The sequence below is a fragment of the Paenibacillus sp. GCM10027630 genome (genome assembly GCF_042676305.1).
In the GTDB taxonomy this organism is placed as follows: domain Bacteria; phylum Bacillota; class Bacilli; order Paenibacillales; family NBRC-103111; genus Paenibacillus_S.
In genome coordinates, this window is the sequence record NZ_JBHTGY010000039.1 from 96,624 (window position 1) to 115,730 (window position 19,107).

Annotated in this window: 21 protein-coding genes and 1 pseudogene; 14 read left to right on the top strand and 8 right to left on the bottom strand. The window is 43.6% G+C overall.

Translation table 11 applies throughout. The features are described 5' to 3' along the window. Positions 1-156 precede the first annotated feature (156 nt). Together ACFQ0C_RS20915 and ACFQ0C_RS20920 are read right to left on the bottom strand one after the other, a co-directional pair. The gene (locus ACFQ0C_RS20915; RefSeq protein ID WP_379369181.1) at positions 157-990 is read right to left on the bottom strand and encodes a DUF2935 domain-containing protein; all 834 of its coding nucleotides are present in this window, start codon (positions 988-990) and stop codon (positions 157-159) included. Between the two features lie 141 nt (positions 991-1,131). Then, positions 1,132-1,914: a class I SAM-dependent methyltransferase gene (locus tag ACFQ0C_RS20920; RefSeq protein WP_379369183.1), complete on the bottom strand. Its 783-nt coding sequence runs from the start codon at positions 1,912-1,914 to the stop codon at positions 1,132-1,134. Positions 1,915-2,214: 300 nt separating this feature from the next. On the opposite strand from ACFQ0C_RS20920, the pseudogene ACFQ0C_RS20925 reads away from it, so the two are divergent. The 9 genes and pseudogenes from ACFQ0C_RS20925 to ACFQ0C_RS20965 all read left to right on the top strand — a co-directional run bounded on the left by ACFQ0C_RS20925 (position 2,215) and on the right by ACFQ0C_RS20965 (position 8,808). Beyond that, positions 2,215-2,852: pseudogene (locus tag ACFQ0C_RS20925) on the top strand (HD domain-containing protein). 73 nt (positions 2,853-2,925) lie between these two features. After that, complete coding sequence (locus ACFQ0C_RS20930; RefSeq protein ID WP_379369186.1) at positions 2,926-3,816, top strand: LysR family transcriptional regulator; 891 nt, start codon at positions 2,926-2,928, stop codon at positions 3,814-3,816. Positions 3,817-3,850: 34 nt separating this feature from the next. Then, positions 3,851-4,072, top strand: a complete 222-nt coding sequence (locus ACFQ0C_RS20935; RefSeq protein WP_379369188.1) for a cyclase family protein — start codon at positions 3,851-3,853, stop codon at positions 4,070-4,072. A gap of 9 nt (positions 4,073-4,081) precedes the next feature. Then, positions 4,082-4,537, top strand: coding sequence for a cyclase family protein (locus ACFQ0C_RS20940; RefSeq protein WP_379369190.1), 456 nt, complete (start codon positions 4,082-4,084; stop codon positions 4,535-4,537). Positions 4,538-4,761: 224 nt separating this feature from the next. After that, on the top strand, positions 4,762-5,649 hold the full coding sequence (locus tag ACFQ0C_RS20945) for a DUF6597 domain-containing transcriptional factor (protein WP_379369192.1): 888 nt from the start codon (positions 4,762-4,764) through the stop codon (positions 5,647-5,649). A gap of 53 nt (positions 5,650-5,702) precedes the next feature. Continuing rightward, positions 5,703-6,122, top strand: a complete 420-nt coding sequence (locus ACFQ0C_RS20950) for a VOC family protein (RefSeq protein WP_379369194.1) — start codon at positions 5,703-5,705, stop codon at positions 6,120-6,122. A gap of 239 nt (positions 6,123-6,361) precedes the next feature. After that, positions 6,362-7,195, top strand: a complete 834-nt coding sequence (locus ACFQ0C_RS20955; RefSeq protein WP_379369196.1) for an NAD-dependent epimerase/dehydratase family protein — start codon at positions 6,362-6,364, stop codon at positions 7,193-7,195. 82 nt (positions 7,196-7,277) lie between these two features. Further along, the gene (locus ACFQ0C_RS20960; RefSeq protein WP_379369198.1) at positions 7,278-8,192 is read left to right on the top strand and encodes a phosphotriesterase family protein; all 915 of its coding nucleotides are present in this window, start codon (positions 7,278-7,280) and stop codon (positions 8,190-8,192) included. 40 nt (positions 8,193-8,232) lie between these two features. Further along, positions 8,233-8,808: a MepB family protein gene (locus tag ACFQ0C_RS20965; RefSeq protein ID WP_379369200.1), complete on the top strand. Its 576-nt coding sequence runs from the start codon at positions 8,233-8,235 to the stop codon at positions 8,806-8,808. Between the two features lie 112 nt (positions 8,809-8,920). Here ACFQ0C_RS20965 and ACFQ0C_RS20970 read toward each other — a convergent pair whose 3' ends face one another. Both ACFQ0C_RS20970 and ACFQ0C_RS20975 read right to left on the bottom strand, forming a co-directional pair. Continuing rightward, positions 8,921-9,793 carry an AraC family transcriptional regulator gene (locus tag ACFQ0C_RS20970; protein WP_379369202.1) on the bottom strand — a complete coding sequence of 291 codons (873 nt, stop codon included), beginning with the start codon at positions 9,791-9,793 and terminating at the stop codon, positions 8,921-8,923. An 85-nt stretch (positions 9,794-9,878) separates the two neighbouring features. Continuing rightward, entirely contained in the window at positions 9,879-10,205 is a 327-nt protein-coding gene (locus tag ACFQ0C_RS20975) for a YnfA family protein (protein ID WP_379369204.1), read from the bottom strand. 195 nt (positions 10,206-10,400) lie between these two features. Here ACFQ0C_RS20975 and ACFQ0C_RS20980 point away from each other — a divergent pair, with 195 nt between their 5' ends. Genes ACFQ0C_RS20980 through ACFQ0C_RS20990 form a run of 3 tightly spaced genes read left to right on the top strand, consistent with a single transcriptional unit; the run spans position 10,401 to position 12,388 of the window. Further along, positions 10,401-10,982, top strand: a complete 582-nt coding sequence (locus ACFQ0C_RS20980; protein ID WP_379369206.1) for a bifunctional transcriptional activator/DNA repair enzyme AdaA — start codon at positions 10,401-10,403, stop codon at positions 10,980-10,982. Continuing rightward, a complete protein-coding gene (locus ACFQ0C_RS20985) occupies positions 10,972-11,508 on the top strand; it encodes a methylated-DNA--[protein]-cysteine S-methyltransferase (RefSeq protein ID WP_379369208.1) in 537 nt (178 codons plus the stop codon). Before ACFQ0C_RS20980 ends, ACFQ0C_RS20985 begins: the two co-directional genes overlap by 11 nt. Further along, entirely contained in the window at positions 11,489-12,388 is a 900-nt protein-coding gene (locus tag ACFQ0C_RS20990; RefSeq protein ID WP_379369210.1) for a DNA-3-methyladenine glycosylase 2, read from the top strand. The genes ACFQ0C_RS20985 and ACFQ0C_RS20990 overlap by 20 nt, the downstream gene beginning before the upstream one ends. Positions 12,389-12,430: 42 nt before the next feature. Here ACFQ0C_RS20990 and ACFQ0C_RS20995 read toward each other — a convergent pair whose 3' ends face one another. From ACFQ0C_RS20995 to ACFQ0C_RS21010, 4 genes are read right to left on the bottom strand one after another with little or no spacing between them, the layout of a single operon-like run. Continuing rightward, positions 12,431-12,808: a hypothetical protein gene (locus ACFQ0C_RS20995; RefSeq protein WP_379369212.1), complete on the bottom strand. Its 378-nt coding sequence runs from the start codon at positions 12,806-12,808 to the stop codon at positions 12,431-12,433. Between the two features lie 38 nt (positions 12,809-12,846). Beyond that, positions 12,847-13,074 (bottom strand): hypothetical protein, encoded by a 228-nt coding sequence (locus tag ACFQ0C_RS21000; RefSeq protein ID WP_379369214.1) that lies wholly within the window; start codon positions 13,072-13,074, stop codon positions 12,847-12,849. A gap of 13 nt (positions 13,075-13,087) precedes the next feature. Next, positions 13,088-13,351 (bottom strand): DUF5132 domain-containing protein, encoded by a 264-nt coding sequence (locus ACFQ0C_RS21005; protein ID WP_379369216.1) that lies wholly within the window; start codon positions 13,349-13,351, stop codon positions 13,088-13,090. A gap of 39 nt (positions 13,352-13,390) precedes the next feature. After that, positions 13,391-18,079 carry a cation-translocating P-type ATPase gene (locus ACFQ0C_RS21010; RefSeq protein ID WP_379369218.1) on the bottom strand — a complete coding sequence of 1,563 codons (4,689 nt, stop codon included), beginning with the start codon at positions 18,077-18,079 and terminating at the stop codon, positions 13,391-13,393. 164 nt (positions 18,080-18,243) lie between these two features. Here ACFQ0C_RS21010 and ACFQ0C_RS21015 point away from each other — a divergent pair, with 164 nt between their 5' ends. Both ACFQ0C_RS21015 and ACFQ0C_RS21020 read left to right on the top strand, forming a co-directional pair. After that, positions 18,244-18,453 carry a hypothetical protein gene (locus tag ACFQ0C_RS21015; RefSeq protein ID WP_379369220.1) on the top strand — a complete coding sequence of 70 codons (210 nt, stop codon included), beginning with the start codon at positions 18,244-18,246 and terminating at the stop codon, positions 18,451-18,453. Between the two features lie 103 nt (positions 18,454-18,556). Then, positions 18,557-19,018 carry a hypothetical protein gene (locus ACFQ0C_RS21020; RefSeq protein WP_379369222.1) on the top strand — a complete coding sequence of 154 codons (462 nt, stop codon included), beginning with the start codon at positions 18,557-18,559 and terminating at the stop codon, positions 19,016-19,018. Positions 19,019-19,107: the final 89 nt, after the last annotated feature.

Below are 19,107 nucleotides of genomic sequence, written 5' to 3' on the forward strand. Positions count from 1 at the left end.
AATAACTGCAAACTAACAATACAAAAAAGGGTTACATATCCGGTTATGCCGGTTTGTAACCCTTTTTCTAGTGCCCGTAAGTATCTGGTTGGTATCGTTACTAATATTGAAGGGCTTGCTTCGTGACAGCTCCTCTATTTGATTACACGGTGAAATTCATCCATCTACTCGAGATGTGGTCGGATTACAGGCTGGTGTGGTAATTTCTCCGGATTGTGCGAGCTTTTGCAAATAATAGCATTCCTCCCGATACATATGATCAGGAAGTAGTGGACTCATGCTGCCAAGCAGTTCCTTGCTTAAATCGAGCTGCTCCAATTCTTTTAGAAAAGCCATAAACATAGTCATTTCCATGTTAATGTCTCGATGAAAGCGGATAAACGCGGGATACTGATTTCTCATCGTTCGCAAATATCCGGCCAGTTCAATAGCCTTTAAATAATATTCGCTAAAATGCTGCTCGAACATTTTACTTCGGGCGATCAACCGCCTCTCCACGAAGTCCAGCGACGTTGAAATGGCTGAGGAATGAAAGGCAGCATCCGACAGCCATAGTAGATCATGGTGGATGGGAGGGTAATTCGGTATAGCTTTCCCTGCCAGCAGCTCATCAAGTATACGAATATATTCCTCTAGCTCATTAACCATATGATTCAGGAAGGAAGGCGATATACCGATTTTGACCGCGCCTAGCAGAGATCTATCCAGCAGGTTTAATTTATAGGCGCGCAAGCTGATTGTCTCCCGATGGGCTGCATGATTCAATTCCGAAAGCTGCGCAGGATTTAACGACCCGCGTGATCGTTCGAGCAGCCAATCAAATTGCCGAATGAATTGTCCGGAAGCTTCGATATCCTTGTGTTCGGTTGGATACAAAGTGTTATGAATAAAACGGGAATGATCCCCCAAAATTTGCAGCCAAAATTGATGCTCGTATTGCGCTCCCCGATCCAGCATAGCAATCAGCTCCCCATAGTTCGTATGTTCCAATGTATGAGAGGCATCTCCAGGCTATACATATCGAGCGAGCGGTACAATTTGATGCTTCAGCTCACGCCGGCATTTTGTATATGGAAGTCATATCTTGCTGTTATGTCAACACTTAAAGTAAGTTGAGCTAACTTAATAAAGTTAAGATGGACGAATGGCTTGGAAATAAACAACTTCACCTGTGAAGCTTGACAGTCCGCCTGATTCATCGGTTTGAATTGAGAAGAACTGCTGCATCTCCTCTGAGACTTGCAGCATCTTGGCCTCCAACAAAGCTGTTTCCTCCACCGGGAGTGCTGATCGCTCGCACCAGTCATGAAACTGGAATGGTTTCGGGAAACAAACGATCGTTTCGATGCGGAAGCCTACGCTCTCCAGAAGGTTGATCCATTCTGATTTTTTCCATGCACGAACATGACTAGGATCTCTTTGCTTCTCTATCTCATTGTAGAATTGATCGAAACCATCTTTCTCAGGAGCTACATTGTCAATAAGGAGCAGCTTGCCCCCAGGTTTGACGACTTGGAAGGCTCCTTTCGCGAAAGCAGGGATATCCGGAAAATGATGTGCTGCAATTCTGCAAGTAACAAGATCGAAAGAAGCGTCGGAAAAAGGAAGCTGTTCTGCGTCACCCTTAACAAATTCGACGTTTGAATGACCGTTCCCGCGGATAAATTTAGCAGCAGTCGTTAACATTTCTTCAGTCAAATCATAGGCTGTAACCCGATGAACCAAAGGGGCGAGAGCGTTCGCCACATGTCCGCCGCCCGTTGCAATGTCAAGTACATCCATATTCTTATCGGCTTTGGAAAATGAGACGAGTAACGACAAATCTTCGCCTTTGGCATGTCGCTTGCTAGTGACATATTTTTCAGCGTTTTTACCAAATTGCTGCTGCACTTTGTTCTTAACCGAATCTTCCATTGTTGTTTCCTCCTTATTAACTTGCTAGAATTACACTAATTTCATCTAGTGAAACATGTTATCGTGAAGTGAAACTAAAATCAATTTACCATATATTCTTTTAGCTGTAAATAGGGGAAGTACTGACGCAAGCTGTCACCAGATAGGGCATAAATGGATCAAAAAGCTGCATGGATGAAGCTTATCACGGCTTATCATGCGCAAAATCTATTGTTACTATAGAAATGATAATATTGATCAATTATTTCTGTACAGTTACAATCAGGGAGCATATAAATCCAAATTAGGAGGGTGAACTTTATGTCTACAATCATTGCAGATATCAAAATTCCCGATAGTAAATTAGCCATTGGAGCAGCTGAGTTGCTGCGTGAGCATGGTAATGATTTATTGTGGAACCATTCCCATCGTGTTTTTCTTTTTGGTGTCCTTCAAGGTCAGAAGGCAGCGGTTAAGTTCGATCCTGAGTTGCTTTATATTAGTGCCCTATTCCACGATTTGGGACTTACCAAGCATTATAGCAGCGCGGATAAACGTTTCGAGGTAGATGGTGCCAATGCAGCCCGCAGTTATCTTCAGCAACACGGGGTACCCGATGATTCTATCCGTTTAGTTTGGGATGCGATTGCTTTTCACACAACGATTGGAATTGCACAATATAAAGAACCTGAGGTTGCTCTCATTTATTCGGGAGTTGGTTACGATGTGATGGGTGAGAATTTTGACAGTATCACAGAAGAAGTGCGTGAAAAGGTTGTATCTGCATTTCCGCGTAATAATTTAAAAATAAGATATTGCCAGCATTCCTCGAAGGCTTCAAACATAAACCAGAAACGACATTTGGTAATATAAAAGCAGATGTTTGTGCTCGTTTGCTCCCAGGATTTCAAGGGATAAACTTTTGCGATTGCGTATTACATTCACCCTGGAAAGAATAATAACCAAGTTAGAACTAACAACCATTTCTATTTTGATTATTAGTATTCATGGCTTATGGAGGGCAAATATAATATGGAATTAAGACAACTAGAATACTTTATGGCAGTATGCAAGGAGCTGCATTTCACTCGTGCGTCCGAAAAGTTAGGGGTGACCCAACCCACATTAAGTCATCAAATAAAGGCATTAGAAATTGAAATCGGAATGCCGCTATTCGATCGAATCGGAAAGAAGACTGCACTGACGGAAGCAGGAGAAATCCTTTTAAAGCATAGTAACCAAGTATTTAATAGCCTGCAAAATGCCCAAGAAGAAATCGAAGAATTGCAGGAAGTTAAATGTGGCCGGCTTTCAATCGGCGTTTTGACGGGAGAACTGAACCAATTGGTTTCCAAAGTACTTTTCAATTTTCATAACAATTACCCATACATTCAAATCGCAGTGATTGGCCGTGATGATGTTACAGAAGGAATCATTCGTAATGAGATTGATATAGGTTTAACAATTATTCCGATTCATGATGAAAGAATTACGACAGAGCTCTTATACGAAGAAGATTTGTATTTGACCGTTTCGAACAATCATCCTTTGGCTGCAAAGAAAACCATTGATTTAGAGCAAGTGAAGGATCAGCATTTCATCTTATTTCCAGAAAAATATCAGTGTCGACAACAAATTAATGCCGCTTTTAAAACCATAGAAGCTCAAATAAATCCCATCATTGAAACCGATGCAACGGAATCGATTCTCACTTTAGTGCAAGCCCAAGCCGGAGTATCCATCCTGTCAAAAACTCTCTTGACAATATGGACAAATGATAATATTAGAATGATCAAACTTGAGAAGCCGCCTGTTCGCAGGCAGATTGGACTCGCTTACCACAAAGAAAAATATATAGGCTTTGCTGCACAAAAATTTATAGGATTATTAAGAGAAACAATTGCAGATCAGAAGTTGGACTAAACTACAAATAACTATTAAAAAGGAAGATTTAGTTATGCCTGATAATACGTCAGCAATGGATAAACGTGTAATAGACCTCAGCCACACGATCGTTAACGGAATGGAAACGTACCCTGGCTTTCCGAAACCACAGGTATCGGATTATTTGAGTCATGAGAATTCTGAAGGGCATTACGCTCCAGGAGTTACCTTTCACATTGGCCGGGTTGATATGGTGGCTAACGCAGGAACTTCTATTGACAGTCCTGCTCATTGATTTGCCGGTATGCCCGATATTGCTGAATTGCCAATTGATTCGATAGCTGACCTCAATGGCATCGTCATCCGTTTCGAAGGGAAGAATGGGAGAGCAATCTCGAGACAAGTTCTAGCTGCGAGTGATGTTCGTGACCGAGCTGTACTTATCGAGACGGGGCATTGGAAATCGTGGGGGACATCTGTCTATTTTAAGGAGCATCCCTACCTAACAAGAGATGCCGCGGAATATTTGCGCGATGAGGGGGCTTTACTCGTTGCGATCGATAGCCATAATATAGATGACACGGGTGACCCCGAGCGTCCTGTTCATTCGATCCTGCTCGAAGCAGGAATTCTGATCGTGGAGAACATTTGCAACCTGGAGCAGCTTCCGGCTGAAGGGTTTCGATTCTCTGCAGTCCCTATGAAGCTTCAAGGTATGAGCGCATTTCCTATTCGCGCATGGGCAAGAGTATCCATATAATCTGACACGGCCTTAGGGTCGTTTTTTTTGATTGAAGAAAAAGCATGACCACAAAGGGTATACCACTGAGCCAAGCTCGATGGTAATATTAACGTTACAGCCGAGCCGTTCATTGTAATAGTTTTTATAGGGGTATGTAACAGTGTGCTGAAATCAAAAGAGACCAGGCCCTAAATAAGTCATTAATAGTAGTGAATCATACAGTCAAATGGGGGACGAACGTCATGCAAGTACAGATGCATTCGCTTTTTCGGCCAAAACAAGCAAGCGGCAGAGTTGCAGCGTACAAATATACGGAAATATCCCCCTCGCTGTTACTAGCTCCATATGTATCTTGTTATTGGCTAACTGAACCGGTGACGGAAAAACAGCACCTAGATGCTTCCCAATCCTTCAATGTGATACGTGAAGAATCAGTCGACAGGGTATTGCCGGACGGCTGCAATGACATTTTATTTGTACATGACCTCAAGCGAAATACATTCAGGATTGTTTTTTGCGGATTTTTTGATAGTTCCTTTACAATTGCTTACGATAAGAATTTCCCGGTGAGAAAGTTTGGCGTACGATTTTTTCCAGGTGGAGCGCATTTTTTGTTAGGTTTGCCACTGCATGAGCTGGCTAATTCTCATTTTGACATAGATTTGGTTTGGCCCGGATTCGCAAGTGAAATTGGATATCGGATTTTCGAAGAGCCGTCTTTCGAGAATAGGGCTCAGATTATGGAGCAATATCTACTCTCTAGCATGAGGACTAAAAACAACATGAACGACAGCATAATAAATAATCTGCTCTATCACATTTTTGTAGCTAAAGGAAAAACGAGCGTAAAGGAATTAGCTGATAAAGAAGTGATTAGCTCACGTCATATGAATCGGATATTTTATCAATGGATCGGTACGAGCCCAAAAAGATTTTGTGATGTTGTTCGATTCCAAGCGATTATAGACTGCATACAAAGCTCACGAAGAATAGACGGAGTTGCCCTTGCGTTAGATCATGGTTATTTTGATCAAGCCCATATGATACGAGATTTCAAACGCTTTTACGGTGATTCTCCGCTTACTGCGCTCAGAGAGTTTGGAAGCATGTCCGATTTCTACAATCCTTAATTATTAGAAACCGTTAGGATATTAAGGAACACAATGATAGGGAGGTATTTACTTTGAAACCACGTATTACAGTTATTACATTGGGTGTAGATGACTTGGAGCGATCTTTGGAGTTTTATCGCAATGGTCTAGGGCTCCCGACAAAAGGGATTATAGGCCAAGAATTTGAGCATGGTGCTGTTGCCTTCTTCGACTTGGAAGCGGGTTTAAGGCTTGCCCTATTTAGTCGTAAAAATCTCGCCTATGACGCGAAGATCAATCAGACCGAAGCAAGCCCTACTGAATTCAGCATCGGTCACAATGTAAACAGCCAAGAAGAGGTTGATAAGGTGATGGAAGAAGTGAAGAAGGCCGGTGCTATTATTAAAGTACCTGCTCATGAAACTTTTTGGGGAGGGTATTCAGGCTACTTCCAAGATCCGGATGGTCATTTGTGGGAAGTAGTTTATAATCCAGAGTGGGATACAGAATAAGTAAGGGTAAAGATTATCGAAATAAACAGGCTGCCGAAGTATTCAATCGGCAGCCTGTTCGTATAGAGCAGAGAAAAGGATGCTTCAAAATGGAACAAATTGAGTTATATTAACTTATGTGAAAGTGCTTTTTCCTAACAAAACCTATCCACTTTTTGCTATAATGATTTCATGAAATCGCTTCCAGTAAGGTGTTTCAACGAATATGGTTTTATAATATAACCAAGAGGTGATAGATTATGGGAAAAATCGCACTTATCATAGGTGGCAGCGGATTTCTCGGCGGCGCGATAACTACACAACTGATCGAGGACGGTTGGGACACACATGTGCTTAGCCGAGGTAACAAGCCAGTTACTAAGGGCGGTACCATTATTCAGGCAGATCGTTCCATTCGGGAGGAGCTGCAAGCGGCATTGGAGGGTCGTCATTACGACCTTGTTGTCGATTGCGCCGGTTATAAGGAGCTTGATTCATTGAACTCCTTACACAGCTTGAACGGACGTTGCGGGCATTATGTTTTTATCAGTACCGATTATGTATACGCGTCCACTACGCGGACGGTATTTCCAATAGCGGAGTCGGCTGAAACGCAGCGTGACACAGCATATGCGGTAGGGAAGCTTGATTGTGAGCGGTTGTTTCTGGAGGCCTGGGAGAAAGAGCGTTTCCCTGTGACGATTCTTCGGCCGCCTCATATTTTGGGTGCGGGAAAGGAGCTAGGAAGCGACCAGGTGCTCGGTCGAGATACGGGGCTGTTGGATAAAATCCGCAGCGGAGATGGCCTGAAGCTGCTGAACGATGGGCTGATGCTTATCCAGCCGGTATGGACTCGCGAAATTGCGCTCTGCATCGCACATATAGCCGGGATGGAGCAGAGCTTCGGACATATTTTTAATTGTGCAGGGCCTGATGCGATAACGGCAAAGCGATACTACGAGATCGTTGCCGGATTATTGGACGTAGAGCTGCAATTCAGCTCCGTGCTGCTTCACTCATTTTTGCAAAATAAGCCAAACGATGTCCATCATGCAAGGCATCGCATTTATGACACTTCACGGTTAACTGAGTAACCGGATATAAGCCGCAGTTGAAGCTGGAGGATGCTCTGAAAGAAACATTTGATTGGATGCTGACAAAGGAAGGCTCACTACTATGATACATACGGTGCTTGGTCCGATCGAAGAAAGGGAGCTTGGTGTTACCCTGCCGCATGAGCATATTTTGGTTGGCTTTATCGAAGACGGGAAGCTGACGCGAGATGATTATGATCGACAAGAAGTAGTCGACCATATTTTACCTTATTTGTTGGAGCTTAAGAGTGTGGGCTGTAGGTCGTTTGTCGATTGCTCTCCGGAATATTTGGGACGGGATCCCCATTTATTACGCGAGTTGGCCGAAAAGTCGGGCTTGCATATCATCACGAATACTGGATTTTATCAAGCTCCATATTTGTCGCCATTTGTGTACGAAATACCGGAACCGGAGCTTGCCAAGCTGTGGATTCACGAATATGACGATGGAATCGGAGATAGCGGGGTCAAGCCGGGCTTTATTAAGATCGCGCTGAACAAAGGCCGGCTTAACCCGGTACAGGAGAAGATCGTCCGTGCTGCACTGACCACATCGCTAGAAACCGGTCTGCCAATCCAAGCCCATACGAACGATGGCTTAGCGGTCATGCATGTGCTGGAAATTATGGCAGAGCGCCACTTTGATCCGTCTCGATTCATCTGGGTTCACGCCCAGAACGAAAAAGATTTAGACATGCATGAATTGGCATTCAAGCAGGGGATGTGGATTGAGCTTGATTCCATCATGCGTTGGCCTCATGAGGATAACTGCAGGCTGCTCCAAGCTTTTCTCGATCGCGGAATGAAAGAGAAGCTGCTGCTGTCTCAGGACCTGGGCTGGTACACGGTTGGAAAAGAGCAAGGCGGTGATATTCGGCCATATCATAAGCTGTTCACGGAGTTTATTCCATTTGCTGAGGAATGGGGAATTGATCGCAGCGTGCTGGATAGTTTAATGTCCTGCAACCCGGCTATCGCCCTGCGTAACCGATCGTAGATAAGCAACCAACTTATATGGAAACAGGAGATTTAAGTATATGGATAGGAACAACCGTACTTTAACGGAAGCAGGCTCTAACAATCAAAGTTCTCGGGCTTTTTCAGATACCATTCATAGTGATCTGCTAGCCACCAGGGAGCTTGTCTATAAGGTATGCGGGTTTGAATGCTCTCAACCAATCTTGGAAGCACAAAACGCTGAATATGGGGCTTATTTATTTAATATGAATTCTATGTCCATTAGATTTCGTGCTGCTAAAATTACTCCTACTAAGGTCGGGCAATTTGTGACGCTATGGCAGAGAGTGGGGGATGGGTCAACCCAACCGTTTGATGGATCAGATCCAGTCGACTTTTTCGTTATTAGTACACGCCAAGGTAATAACTTTGGTCAATTTGTATTCCCGAAAACCGTCTTATTTCAACAGAATATAGTATCAAATAATGGTGAGGGGGGTAAACGGGCAATACGTGTATACCCACCTTGGGACAAGCCAAAAAGCAGCCAGGCTCTTAAAACTCAGAGATGGCAGTTGGAATATTTCCTGGATATACCTATAAATGAACCAATAAACGTTGTTCGTGCTCGAATGCTTTATGGCCCGCTAAGTTAGCAGAAACATCATGATGGATGGTAAACTTCACAATAAAATTAAGACCCCCATCCTGTCGATGTGGGTCTCTTTCTGCCGTTTAATTATAAACATAAGTGTTGTTGGGTCAGATTTACAATTTCGAAATGGGTATCCATATTTCGCTTTGGAAAGTAGGCGATGTTACATCTTTATCTTTATTCCACAGTATTTCAGGACCTTCAATTTGCTCATAGTTAGAGGATGGAAACCATTCGGAATAGATGCGTCCCCATACGTTTTGTAATGTATCAGGAAATGGCCCGACTGCTTCGAATACAGCCCATGTTGAGGCAGAAACTTCAAGTTGGGTTAGATTATCTGGACAGTCCAAAGTTGTAGCCACACCAATAAAGTGATCAAGCTCCCCTTTTTCCTCCATTCTGCCTTCAGAAAAGTTCGTGGAGGCACTTAGCAATCCCACAGGTTTGACATTTGAAAGTGATTTAAGTTTATGAATCGTTTCAACATCTAAACTTTCCCACATGGAGGCAATTGCCGGGTTAACTCCGTTAAAAATGATAGGAACTCTTTTCATAATGCCTACAATTTGAAAAGCCTCTTTTTCTTCAATACGATAATTCATTTCCATTCCTCCTCTAATTGATAACTGGAAGGTCATTTGAGGATAGGCTTTCAGTGAATGGCCATTATTTCTGGCTTCTGAAGGAGTTAAGCCATGCATATTTTGAAAGGCTCTTGTAAAAGAATCGGGTGAGTTGTATCCGTATTTCAAAGCAATATCAATGACCTTTACGTTGCTGTCTTTGAGCTCAAAGGCTGCAAGAGTAAGTCGTCTGCGGCGGATATATTCCGAAAGTGTAATACCCGCAAGGAAGGAAAACATCCTTTTAAAATGATATTCGGAGCAAAAAGCCAGCCTCGCCGCTTCTTTATAATCAATATCGCAAGTAAGATTTTCCTCCATATACTTTATTGCTCCATTCATATGTTTAAGCATATCCACTAATATGACCTCCTTTATCAACAGAATAGCAGAAGCTGAATGTATGCATCCGACATCTTGTGCACAATAATGTAGGTGGGATAAGTTAGCTTCTTGGAGCCCAAAGCATTATGGAGACTCCTAAAACGCAAACAGCAGCACCTATCCAATCGTACATGTCAGGTGTTTTCTTATCGACAAACCAACCCCATAACACAGCCAGCACAACAAAAACTCCGCCATAGGCTGCATATACGCGTCCAAACGCAGGGAAGCTCTGTAATGTTGGAATAATCCCATATAAAACAAGGATTAAACTTCCGACAACACCGTACCAATGCGGCTTAGACTCTCGGATCCAGAGCCATACCATATAGCCTCCGCCGATTTCAGCAAGTCCGGAAGCGATGAAAATTAATATAGCTAACAACATTAAAGGAATCCCCTTTCCAAGAACAATTGCCAAGATCAGGCATTGATTTTACCTACTAAATTATAGTACCTGGGAGTGAGTGGAGCAAATGAAGCTAATAACTGAGCTACCCACTGTCGAAATGTTGCTATCCTATTGTGGTGCACTACTACTGGAATAAAGATTGCCTTATACTGTGTGTATGAGGTGAATGATGTGGATCAAAAATTATTTGACCTTGTTTACGAAGCTGTAGTTAACCGAGAGTCAACCTATGAGGGTGTATATTATACGGGGGTAAGGACAACGAAGATCGTATGCCGACCCACTTGCCGCGCCAAAATCCCACTTGCAATGAATGTGACGTTCTATCCCTCGCTGGAGGATGCACTTCATGCTGGCTTTCGGCCTTGCAAACGGTGTAAGCCTGATGAGAACGGAGCACTTCGACCGGATGCGGCTTTGGCCATGCAGGTGGATGCCATCATTGAAACGCAATATAAAGACAAACTGACTTTACCACAGTTGGCTGCTTCACTTGCTGTAAGTCCCTATCATTTGCAGCGAACCTACAAGCAAGTGAGAGGATACTCACCTGCAGAAAAAACCGAGCGCGTTCGTTTAACCCATGCGCAGAGGCTGTTATTAGAATCTAACATTACCATTTCGGAGATTGGAACAGCTGTAGGCTACGGCAGTCCATCCCATTTCACGTCTTGGTTTTATCGGAGAACGGGTGTTTCTCCTACAGCGTATCGGAATGGACAAAGAGAAGGAGATTCCTTGGATGACCAGTAAATTATATCGACAAACGATAATAGGCTTTAACCAGCCATGGACACTTATAGCCAGCGAGAACGGAATTAGTCAGCTGATATATCCTCCGCATCTCGCATTGTTAGCCGGTTTGGATCCAAATATCGCTCAAGATGAAAATCGCAGTCTGTTCGTTGAATTCGGCATCATTGATCTGTTGGAGCAGTATTTTGCCGGAATTCCCGTCAGCTTTGATAAGGTGCCGATGGACTTAGCAGGAACAGCGTTTCAACAATGCGTATGGATGGCCTTGAGTCAAATCCCTATTGGTGAAACGTGGACATATAAGCAGCTTGCATGCACAATTGGAAAACCGTCTGCGATACGTGCTGTAGGCACAGCGATTGGGCGAAATCCGCTGCCAATTGTTTTACCTTGTCATCGGGTCGTTGGTTCTAATGGTACGTTAACCGGGTTTAGAGGGGGACTCCAAATGAAGAAAGACCTCCTTTCATTGGAAGGGGTAACCGATAAGGAGGCCATTGGACATGAAAGATTCCGGTTTTGAGCTGCCGCTGCCGCATCCGTTTGACTTCCAGTTATGCTTGAATTACATGGCCCGTTCTCCATTCGAATGCTTGTATACGACAGATGCACTGGGGGTCAATCGTCTAGTGAGGGTGGGAGTTGCTAAGCGATTAATTAGGGTGACCTGTCCCCAAGGCAGTATGATGCAGGTTCAATTGCTGCAAGGGGCTCCTCTTGCTAAGGAGGAGTTGGAGGAGTTAACAAATTATATCAGAAATTGGTTTGATTTGGATCGAGACTTGGAGCCTTTCATTCAGATGTCCAAGGGAGATCCGCTGTTAGGTTCGCTGATAGAAAGCTTCTCGGGGCTGCGTATAGTCGGAATTCCAGATCTTTTTGAAGCCCTCTGCTGGGCAATTGTCGGTCAACAAGTGAATCTTACTTTTGCCTATAAGCTCAAACAACGGTTGACGGAGCACTATGGGGATGCTGTTGAATGGGAGGGTGTTGTCTATAGAATGTTCCCCTCGCCTGAGCAGTTTGCCGGCGTTTCTACAGAATCTTTGCTCAGCCTTCAGCTCACAAGAAACAAAGCGATGACTATATTGGATGTAGCATCGCGCATGACTAGCGGAGAATTAAGTAGGGAGAAGCTGCTTAAGCTAAGCGATTCTGAATCCATTGATAAGGAACTCACGAAAATACGGGGAATCGGCCCATGGACAGCCCAGTATGTGAGAATGAGATGCTTGGGTGATCAAACAGCTCTCCCTATTGGCGATGTGGGGCTCCAAAATGCTGTAAAGAAAATGTTGGGGTTGCACCAAAAGCCAACTCCATCTGAACTACGTGCATTATTCGAGCAGTGGCCCGGATGGGAGTCTTATGTTACTTTTTATTTATGGAGAACATTATATTAGCTGACTTATGCAAAAAAAGATTCACATTTATGACCGTAATAATCAGTTCTGGTCATACCAAGCTTTTGCTTCATCGCTGTTAAGTCTCCACAAAACGATTAGAGGCAGGATGAGGCCGAGTAAAAATCCTAGGTTATGCCAAACGGCGAACTCGATTAATCTTAATGCGATAAGAATCCAAGAGAGACCAATGGCAACCTTGCGTCCAGACACGGCAGGAAGTGCTAAGCGGGTTGCTGCCCAAATTGCAGCCGCTCCAAAAATAATCATTGCAACGGCTAGTGCTTTCTTTAAGACTTCTTCGTTACCAAACGAGTAGAAGCCATTAACTAGGTTCATAACCGCAGCAAAATTAAGCAGAATTTGGGCAAACGTTACAACGGCCGGTTTCTTTGAATTAGCCCGCAATCCATTTGACATAATAATGTCTCCTTTTCGATCCAGCTCGAATATGTCCTTTAACGTACTCGTGGAAAAGTAATCCAGCTCAATAAATTTAATCTGGATTTTTTTCCTTTATCTCGAACTTGACCCATAAATTCTCCAAGAAATCTTTCCCACTTCAAACCGATTTCTTTTTTCGAGCTATCATTCTCAAGTACACATTTTACGCTTTGGTTTATTGCTAATTCCAGATGGGATAAAGCTTCCTGTAAATGAATATCTATATTTTGTTGTTCCGTCATAAATAATGTCTCCTCACTTTTCGTCATCATCAAGTAATGCAATTTCTTTGTCCAGCTGCTTTTTCATCCTTTCAAACTGGGCTTCGGCAATAATATCCTCCACTTCTTGCCGCGCTATCTGGATAAAGGATCTGCCACGATTGAACAAGTTGGCACCGCCTTGCATTCCTGTTTTGGCGATAGGGCGAAGGGTGGATTTGGCTATTGGAAGTAAAGTGGAGGCCGCTATCGCAAGTGCAGATCCAATAATAATTTTGTCTAAATTCTTTCGAAGCATTATGTACCTCCTACTTGTACAATGGGGTTACTGCGGCATTTACGCCGCAGTAAAGGTATGGCTTGCATGGAAAGCTTTCAATTCCTGCTTTTTTGAAATCAGGGCTAGAATCGGTTTGGATAAGATCGATATCGATCCGGCTACCCCGAGTATTGGAATCCAATATTTTAACGGCAGAGGAGCGGTATGGAAAAAGACAGCTAACGGTGGAAAGTACAAGGCCCCTATTAAAGCTAACCAGGAAATACATAGAGCGCCAAGTAAAAACCGGTCCTTAGTCCAATCCCGTACGGTTTCCTCAGAGCCTTCTTGCCGCCAAGAAAAGGTTTGGATCAGCTGTCCTGCAACCAAAGTTGCAAATGCAATGCTTTGGGCTACGGGCATAGGGATTCCAGCAGCAAGACTTGCAGCAAATAAACCTAGTGATCCTAATCCCAACAGAACTCCCTTTGTAATTACCTTCTGGTAAAGCTCCTTATCCACGATATCTGTCCGGTTCGTTTGCTTCGTTTTATTCCCGGGGTTGACGGCCAGAACCATCGCTGGTAATGCATCGGTTAATAAATTCATTAAAAGAATTTGTATGGGGACCAATGGAATAGGTAATCCGACCATCACAGCAGCACTCGTTACGATAATTTCGGCCAAATTGCCGGTTAATAAACAGCCGAGAGCCTTGCGGATATTGCCGATTATCGTTCGACCTTCTTTAACCCCATCGACAATCGTACCAAAATGATCTTCTGTCAGTACCATATCCGCCGTTTCCTTCGTTACTTCCGTCCCCGTTCGGCCCATAGCGATTCCTACATTGGCTTGTTTGATGGCAGGGGTATCGTTGACTCCATCACCAGTCATAGCTACGATATGTCCCCGTTTTTGAAAAGCCGTTACAATTCGAAGCTTATGTTCCGGTGTTACCCTCGCAAAGATGGATACTTCATCTACAATTTCATTCAGCTCTTCATCGGTCCATCTATCGAGCTCGTAGCCGGATACTATCTTTTGCGTGCCATTGTAAATTCCGAGCTGCTTCGCAATGGCAAGAGCAGTAATAGGATGATCACCGGTAATCATTACGGGTTTTACACCTAATGCAAAAGCCTCCCGGATATTTTGTTCAACTTCCGATCTGGGAGGATCAATCATTCCGGCGATACCTACATAAATGAGCTCTTGTTCGTCATCGATAGATTGGTGCTCAACGTTCCCATCAATAGGGCGGTAGGCGAAAGCAAGAACGCGCAGCGCATCAGCTGAAAATTTCTCATTCTGCTGCAAAACTTGCTGTTTCTGTTCTTCGGAAAGAGGCAAGATCTCCCCGTTACTCTGGTATCGATTGCAACGGCGAAGAATAGTTTCAACGGCTCCTTTGGAAAAGAGGTAGCATTCCTGCTCCATCTTAAGATCCTTGCAAACCACGCTCATTTTTGCAGTATTGGAGTCGAATGGTATTTCAAGTCCTCGATGCCAATGAGCCATATCCTTAAGCCACATCCCGTTTTTGGCTGCTAACGTTAGAAGCGCACCTTCGGTTGGGTCACCCTTGGTGATCCATTGTCCTTCCTGTTGTTCCAGCTTGCTGTTATTGCATAGTACACAGATCTGCAGCAATCTATTCAAATCCGGATGGTTCAGGGAGCCTCCGCCAGCATTCTTAGTTTCTATTTGTGCCGCGGCTGAGGCAGCAATCTCTGGTGTTAATTCATTTAATGTTCCCAATGGTTCATAGCCGTTGCCAGTAACGGTCCACATACGATCTACTGTGGAAAGTGCTTTTACGGTCATTTCATTTTTGGTTAAAGTGCCCGTCTTATCTGTACAGATGATGGTTGTTCTCCCTAATGTTTCCAAGGAAGAGAGCTTGCGTATTAGAGCGTTTTTCTTGGCCATTCGGAATATACCTGCACTTAGGGCAATGGTTATAGTTACTGGAAGTCCTTCCGGTATGGCAGAAGCGGCCAAAGTTATGGAAGTCGAAATCATTTGTGGTATAGGGATGCCGCGAAGCAAGCCTACTACGAAAACTAATCCTCCAGCTACAAGAGCACCTTTTACAAATTTTTTGCTTATGGACGTTACCTTTTCCTGCAAGGGGGTAACATCTTTTTCTTGCTGCTTCAAAAGGGACATTAAATGGCCCATTTCGGTATTCATCCCCGTATGCACCACAATCCCTTTACCTTTGCCTCCGCATACATCGGTACCCATAAAAAGCATATTGGTGCGCTCGGTCAGAGGACAATCCTCTTTCAGTGAGGAATCATTCTTTTCGATGGGAAGAGATTCTCCGGTTAAGGTGGCCTCGTTGACACGCAAATTCCAAGAACTTATTAATCGGATATCTGCCGGAACACGGTCCCCCGCCTCCATACAAATAATATCTCCCGGTACTAATTCCGCAGCACTTAGCTCCATTTGTTGTCCATCTCTAATGCACTTACACATGGGAGGCTGAAATTGGTTAAGCATTTGCACAACTTTCTCAGCTTTACGTTCTTGGATCGTTCCAATTGCAGCATTAGCGAGCAGAATAGCACCCATAGCAATTCCATCGAATAACCCACCCGTTAATAGAGCCAATGCGGTTGTTCCTAGGAGTATCAGGGTTGTAAATTCCTTGAATTGTCCCATATAGGATATGATCCAGGGTGTCGGTTTTTTGCTGTCAAGTCGATTCAACCCATACTGGTTTTGTAGGGAGAGGACCTGATCCGCTGCTAGTCCATCCTGCTGATTGGCTTGAAGCCTCTTAATAACCTGATCACTGGGAAGGGCATGCCATACTAATGCTTCGGCAGCGGCTGCAATCTCAGCCTCATGCGTCATCACGGGAATAGGTGTTAAAGCTTCACTAATTTTTTTGGTTCTGGACATAAATACAAGCGATAATGCATCTCCGGCCAAATTGACGACAGGTGCGCTAATCATCCCCAATGTTGCTAAAACGGACCCGAAAATATTCCATTTTTTAGTGATTTGAACATGCTGGTTTACGGTGTGATCCATTTTCTCAGCGAACAGGGCGCTATCTCGGATACGTGTTAGTTCGTGCACCGCAATCGAGGGTACTCCGGCTTCTTTATAAAACTGATTCGTCGGATTATGCTCTTGATCGGCCACAAATAAAACTTCTTCTCCATGCTGCTGGAGAACGGCGATTCGTTCGATAACCTCACCTTGTTCTAAAGATGACCAGCTAGTATCCATATGAAATTGAGAAATCGCGGCATCGCTAATATTCAAACTATTATGTAGTAGCCCGAGCTGCCAGCCTTTTTCGATAAAAGCTTCTGCGGCAGAGCCGTACTCGTTAATTGTTGATTGTTGATGCCTGACCATGATCCCAAGGCATTGGCCTCTGATCGTTCCTTGTTTGCCTGCAAAAAGAACCTCATATCCATTTCTTGCAAGTCTTTTAGCTTTAAGTTCATAGGAGTGGCAATCGATTCCGTGATCCTGCAAGTACTTACAGCTTCCAATGAATACCCGGCTATCATTTACTTTCCCTTGTAATCCTTGCTCTTCTTCTTCCAGGTGAAAAGCGGTACGGATGGTTCGACATGTTTGTTTCGCTTTGAGGCGAATATCTTCTTTCCAGGGGTGGTTACTCTTTTCCATTAAGGAAGCTGCCAAACAGACAATTTTGTCCGCCTCTTCTTCCTTTTCTGTAATGCATTGAATTTCTTCAATCTCCTGGCTATTAAACAAGAGTGATGAGTCTTCAAACAACATAGTTTTCGTCCGAGCAAGCTGAGCTAAAGACCCTTTTTCAGGCACGATGTACTTTCTCTCAGAAGATACAAGCTCAGCCTGATTCCATGCATACTGTGCAGGTACGGTCATCGGTCGCGGATTGGCTGCCAATAGAACGGCGATCGCACGCAGTGGATTTCGGGTAACAGCCCAAGTAATTGCTGCGGCTATAATCCCAAGCTTACCTGCCTTTTCACTATATCTTCGAATCTCCGGTGATAAAGAAACCTCTTGATTACCGTTTAGTACAGTGTGACTTCGCTTCCAATTAACGTATTGCAAAATGCTGAGACCGGCAAGCACTACCAAATTTTCGCGCATTAGCGCCAGGGCAAGCGCACTTGTACCTAGAAGGAGATCCGAGTTTATTTTTTTGTTATTCGAATAGGTTTGAATCCCCCTTCTTATAAAGGGATAACCGGTTATTACAGAGACGAACGCCGATAAATAGAAGGGAGCCGGACTTCGCGCTAACGAGGAACGTCCCATTATCAGCTGCTTGATTCCCAGAAAAGCTAAACCACCCATGGACAAAGCCAGTGAAATAGGTACTTTTTCCTTAGGCTCGGTTGTACCTGGATTGAGAATATTAGGAACAACCCGCATGTTATAAGGGAGCTCAGATTTAGCGTCAACAATGGCCGCGGCTGCAACTTCCAGCTTAACTTCCTCTAATTCGGTTGCGGCAGACAGTACATCAGGTTGTTTAGATGGATTTGGTAAACAGATTTGTTCTTCAATATTCTGGATTAACTCGAAAATATGAAGTTCTGTAACCTGATTTTGATCATAAAGAAGCAGTAACCTGCCTGTAATTAGACAGGGCTCCACTTTGTGAACTGCCTTGCAAGCAGACAAGCTTACAATTAGAAGCTTAGCAACATGTTTGTTGCCTTGCAGACCGCAGATTTCCATGCGTATTCTTCCTGGCAAGACGCGGAGAAATCTGTTTTTGTATAGAGATGCTGTCATTCTTTAATCTCCTTACCCCATGTTAAAGTCATAAAAATGTATTTGGTATTATTCACAATGGTTACTGAAATATGCATATTTATTATTTGCGAATTTTTTAGTCAAGTATAAAAAAATTCAAATTATGGAATTATTTCATTAATAATCTTTTTAAGGAGGTAGCTATGATTAAATCACCAATCGGCATTATTTTTGCAGCTGCAGCTGTTGTTCTTGCTGTATCTCCGGAGGCCAGAAAGGCAGTACGCAGATTTGCTGTTAAAGGAACAGAAGTGTTGCTCGATGCTGCAGATCAAATAAAGACAAGGACATCAGAACTTAATTCAGAATCGACAGATGACGAGAAGAATACAGAACATCCGATGCTGGGGTGATACTGGGAAATGTGTGCAAAATGCTTAATGATGATTTTTTGAAATTACAATAGGGAACAATTCAATTTGTAGAACATTATAAAATGACCAAGGAGAGATTAATATGCTGCAAGGTGGTTCTTTATGGGGCGGTCTTATAGCCGGAGGAATAACTCAAATCAAAGATACATTGAGCTTAAGTAAGGGAGAAATGGATAAAAAAGAATTTACTGTCCAAACGACGGGGAATGTATCAGGTGCTATAGGTGTAATGGCAGGTATTGAATATGGAGCTGTACTTGGAACCACATTATTACCGGGGGTAGGAACAGTCATAGGATCCGTTGTTGGAGGGCTTTTGGGAAATAAATTGGGTCACACGGTTGGAATACAAGCAGGCAATGCTCTTGTTAACAACCGTTTGGTAAGTGACGTAAAGCAATGTGTGGCTAATGTGACGGAGTCCGTGACCGAATCTATGGCAAACGCAACTCACTCAGTTACGGAGTCTGTGGCAAATGCAGCTCAGTCTGTAACGAAGTCAGTGACGGATTCTGTTCATCATGCAACACAATCGGCAACGTAATAAGGATTATTTACAGGATTTTATACAATTTATTGGTAACATCTACTCGCTAGCATTTAGCGGGTTTTACAGTGAAAGGAAGAAACAGC

Coding starts and splice junctions, on each gene's coding strand:
- ACFQ0C_RS20935 (WP_379369188.1), top strand. CDS start 3,851: ATGCCTGATAATACGTCAGCAATGGATAAACGTGTAATAGACCTCAGC.
- ACFQ0C_RS20960 (WP_379369198.1), top strand. CDS start 7,278: ATGATACATACGGTGCTTGGTCCGATCGAAGAAAGGGAGCTTGGTGTT.
- ACFQ0C_RS21005 (WP_379369216.1), bottom strand. CDS start 13,351: ATGCTTCGAAAGAATTTAGACAAAATTATTATTGGATCTGCACTTGCG.
- ACFQ0C_RS20940 (WP_379369190.1), top strand. CDS start 4,082: ATGCCCGATATTGCTGAATTGCCAATTGATTCGATAGCTGACCTCAAT.
- ACFQ0C_RS21000 (WP_379369214.1), bottom strand. CDS start 13,074: ATGACGGAACAACAAAATATAGATATTCATTTACAGGAAGCTTTATCC.
- ACFQ0C_RS20990 (WP_379369210.1), top strand. CDS start 11,489: ATGAAAGATTCCGGTTTTGAGCTGCCGCTGCCGCATCCGTTTGACTTC.
- ACFQ0C_RS20995 (WP_379369212.1), bottom strand. CDS start 12,808: ATGTCAAATGGATTGCGGGCTAATTCAAAGAAACCGGCCGTTGTAACG.
- ACFQ0C_RS21010 (WP_379369218.1), bottom strand. CDS start 18,079: ATGACAGCATCTCTATACAAAAACAGATTTCTCCGCGTCTTGCCAGGA.
- ACFQ0C_RS20945 (WP_379369192.1), top strand. CDS start 4,762: ATGCAAGTACAGATGCATTCGCTTTTTCGGCCAAAACAAGCAAGCGGC.
- ACFQ0C_RS21020 (WP_379369222.1), top strand. CDS start 18,557: ATGCTGCAAGGTGGTTCTTTATGGGGCGGTCTTATAGCCGGAGGAATA.
- ACFQ0C_RS20975 (WP_379369204.1), bottom strand. CDS start 10,205: ATGTTGTTAGCTATATTAATTTTCATCGCTTCCGGACTTGCTGAAATC.
- ACFQ0C_RS20955 (WP_379369196.1), top strand. CDS start 6,362: ATGGGAAAAATCGCACTTATCATAGGTGGCAGCGGATTTCTCGGCGGC.
- ACFQ0C_RS20965 (WP_379369200.1), top strand. CDS start 8,233: ATGGATAGGAACAACCGTACTTTAACGGAAGCAGGCTCTAACAATCAA.
- ACFQ0C_RS21015 (WP_379369220.1), top strand. CDS start 18,244: ATGATTAAATCACCAATCGGCATTATTTTTGCAGCTGCAGCTGTTGTT.
- ACFQ0C_RS20920 (WP_379369183.1), bottom strand. CDS start 1,914: ATGGAAGATTCGGTTAAGAACAAAGTGCAGCAGCAATTTGGTAAAAAC.
- ACFQ0C_RS20930 (WP_379369186.1), top strand. CDS start 2,926: ATGGAATTAAGACAACTAGAATACTTTATGGCAGTATGCAAGGAGCTG.
- ACFQ0C_RS20985 (WP_379369208.1), top strand. CDS start 10,972: ATGACCAGTAAATTATATCGACAAACGATAATAGGCTTTAACCAGCCA.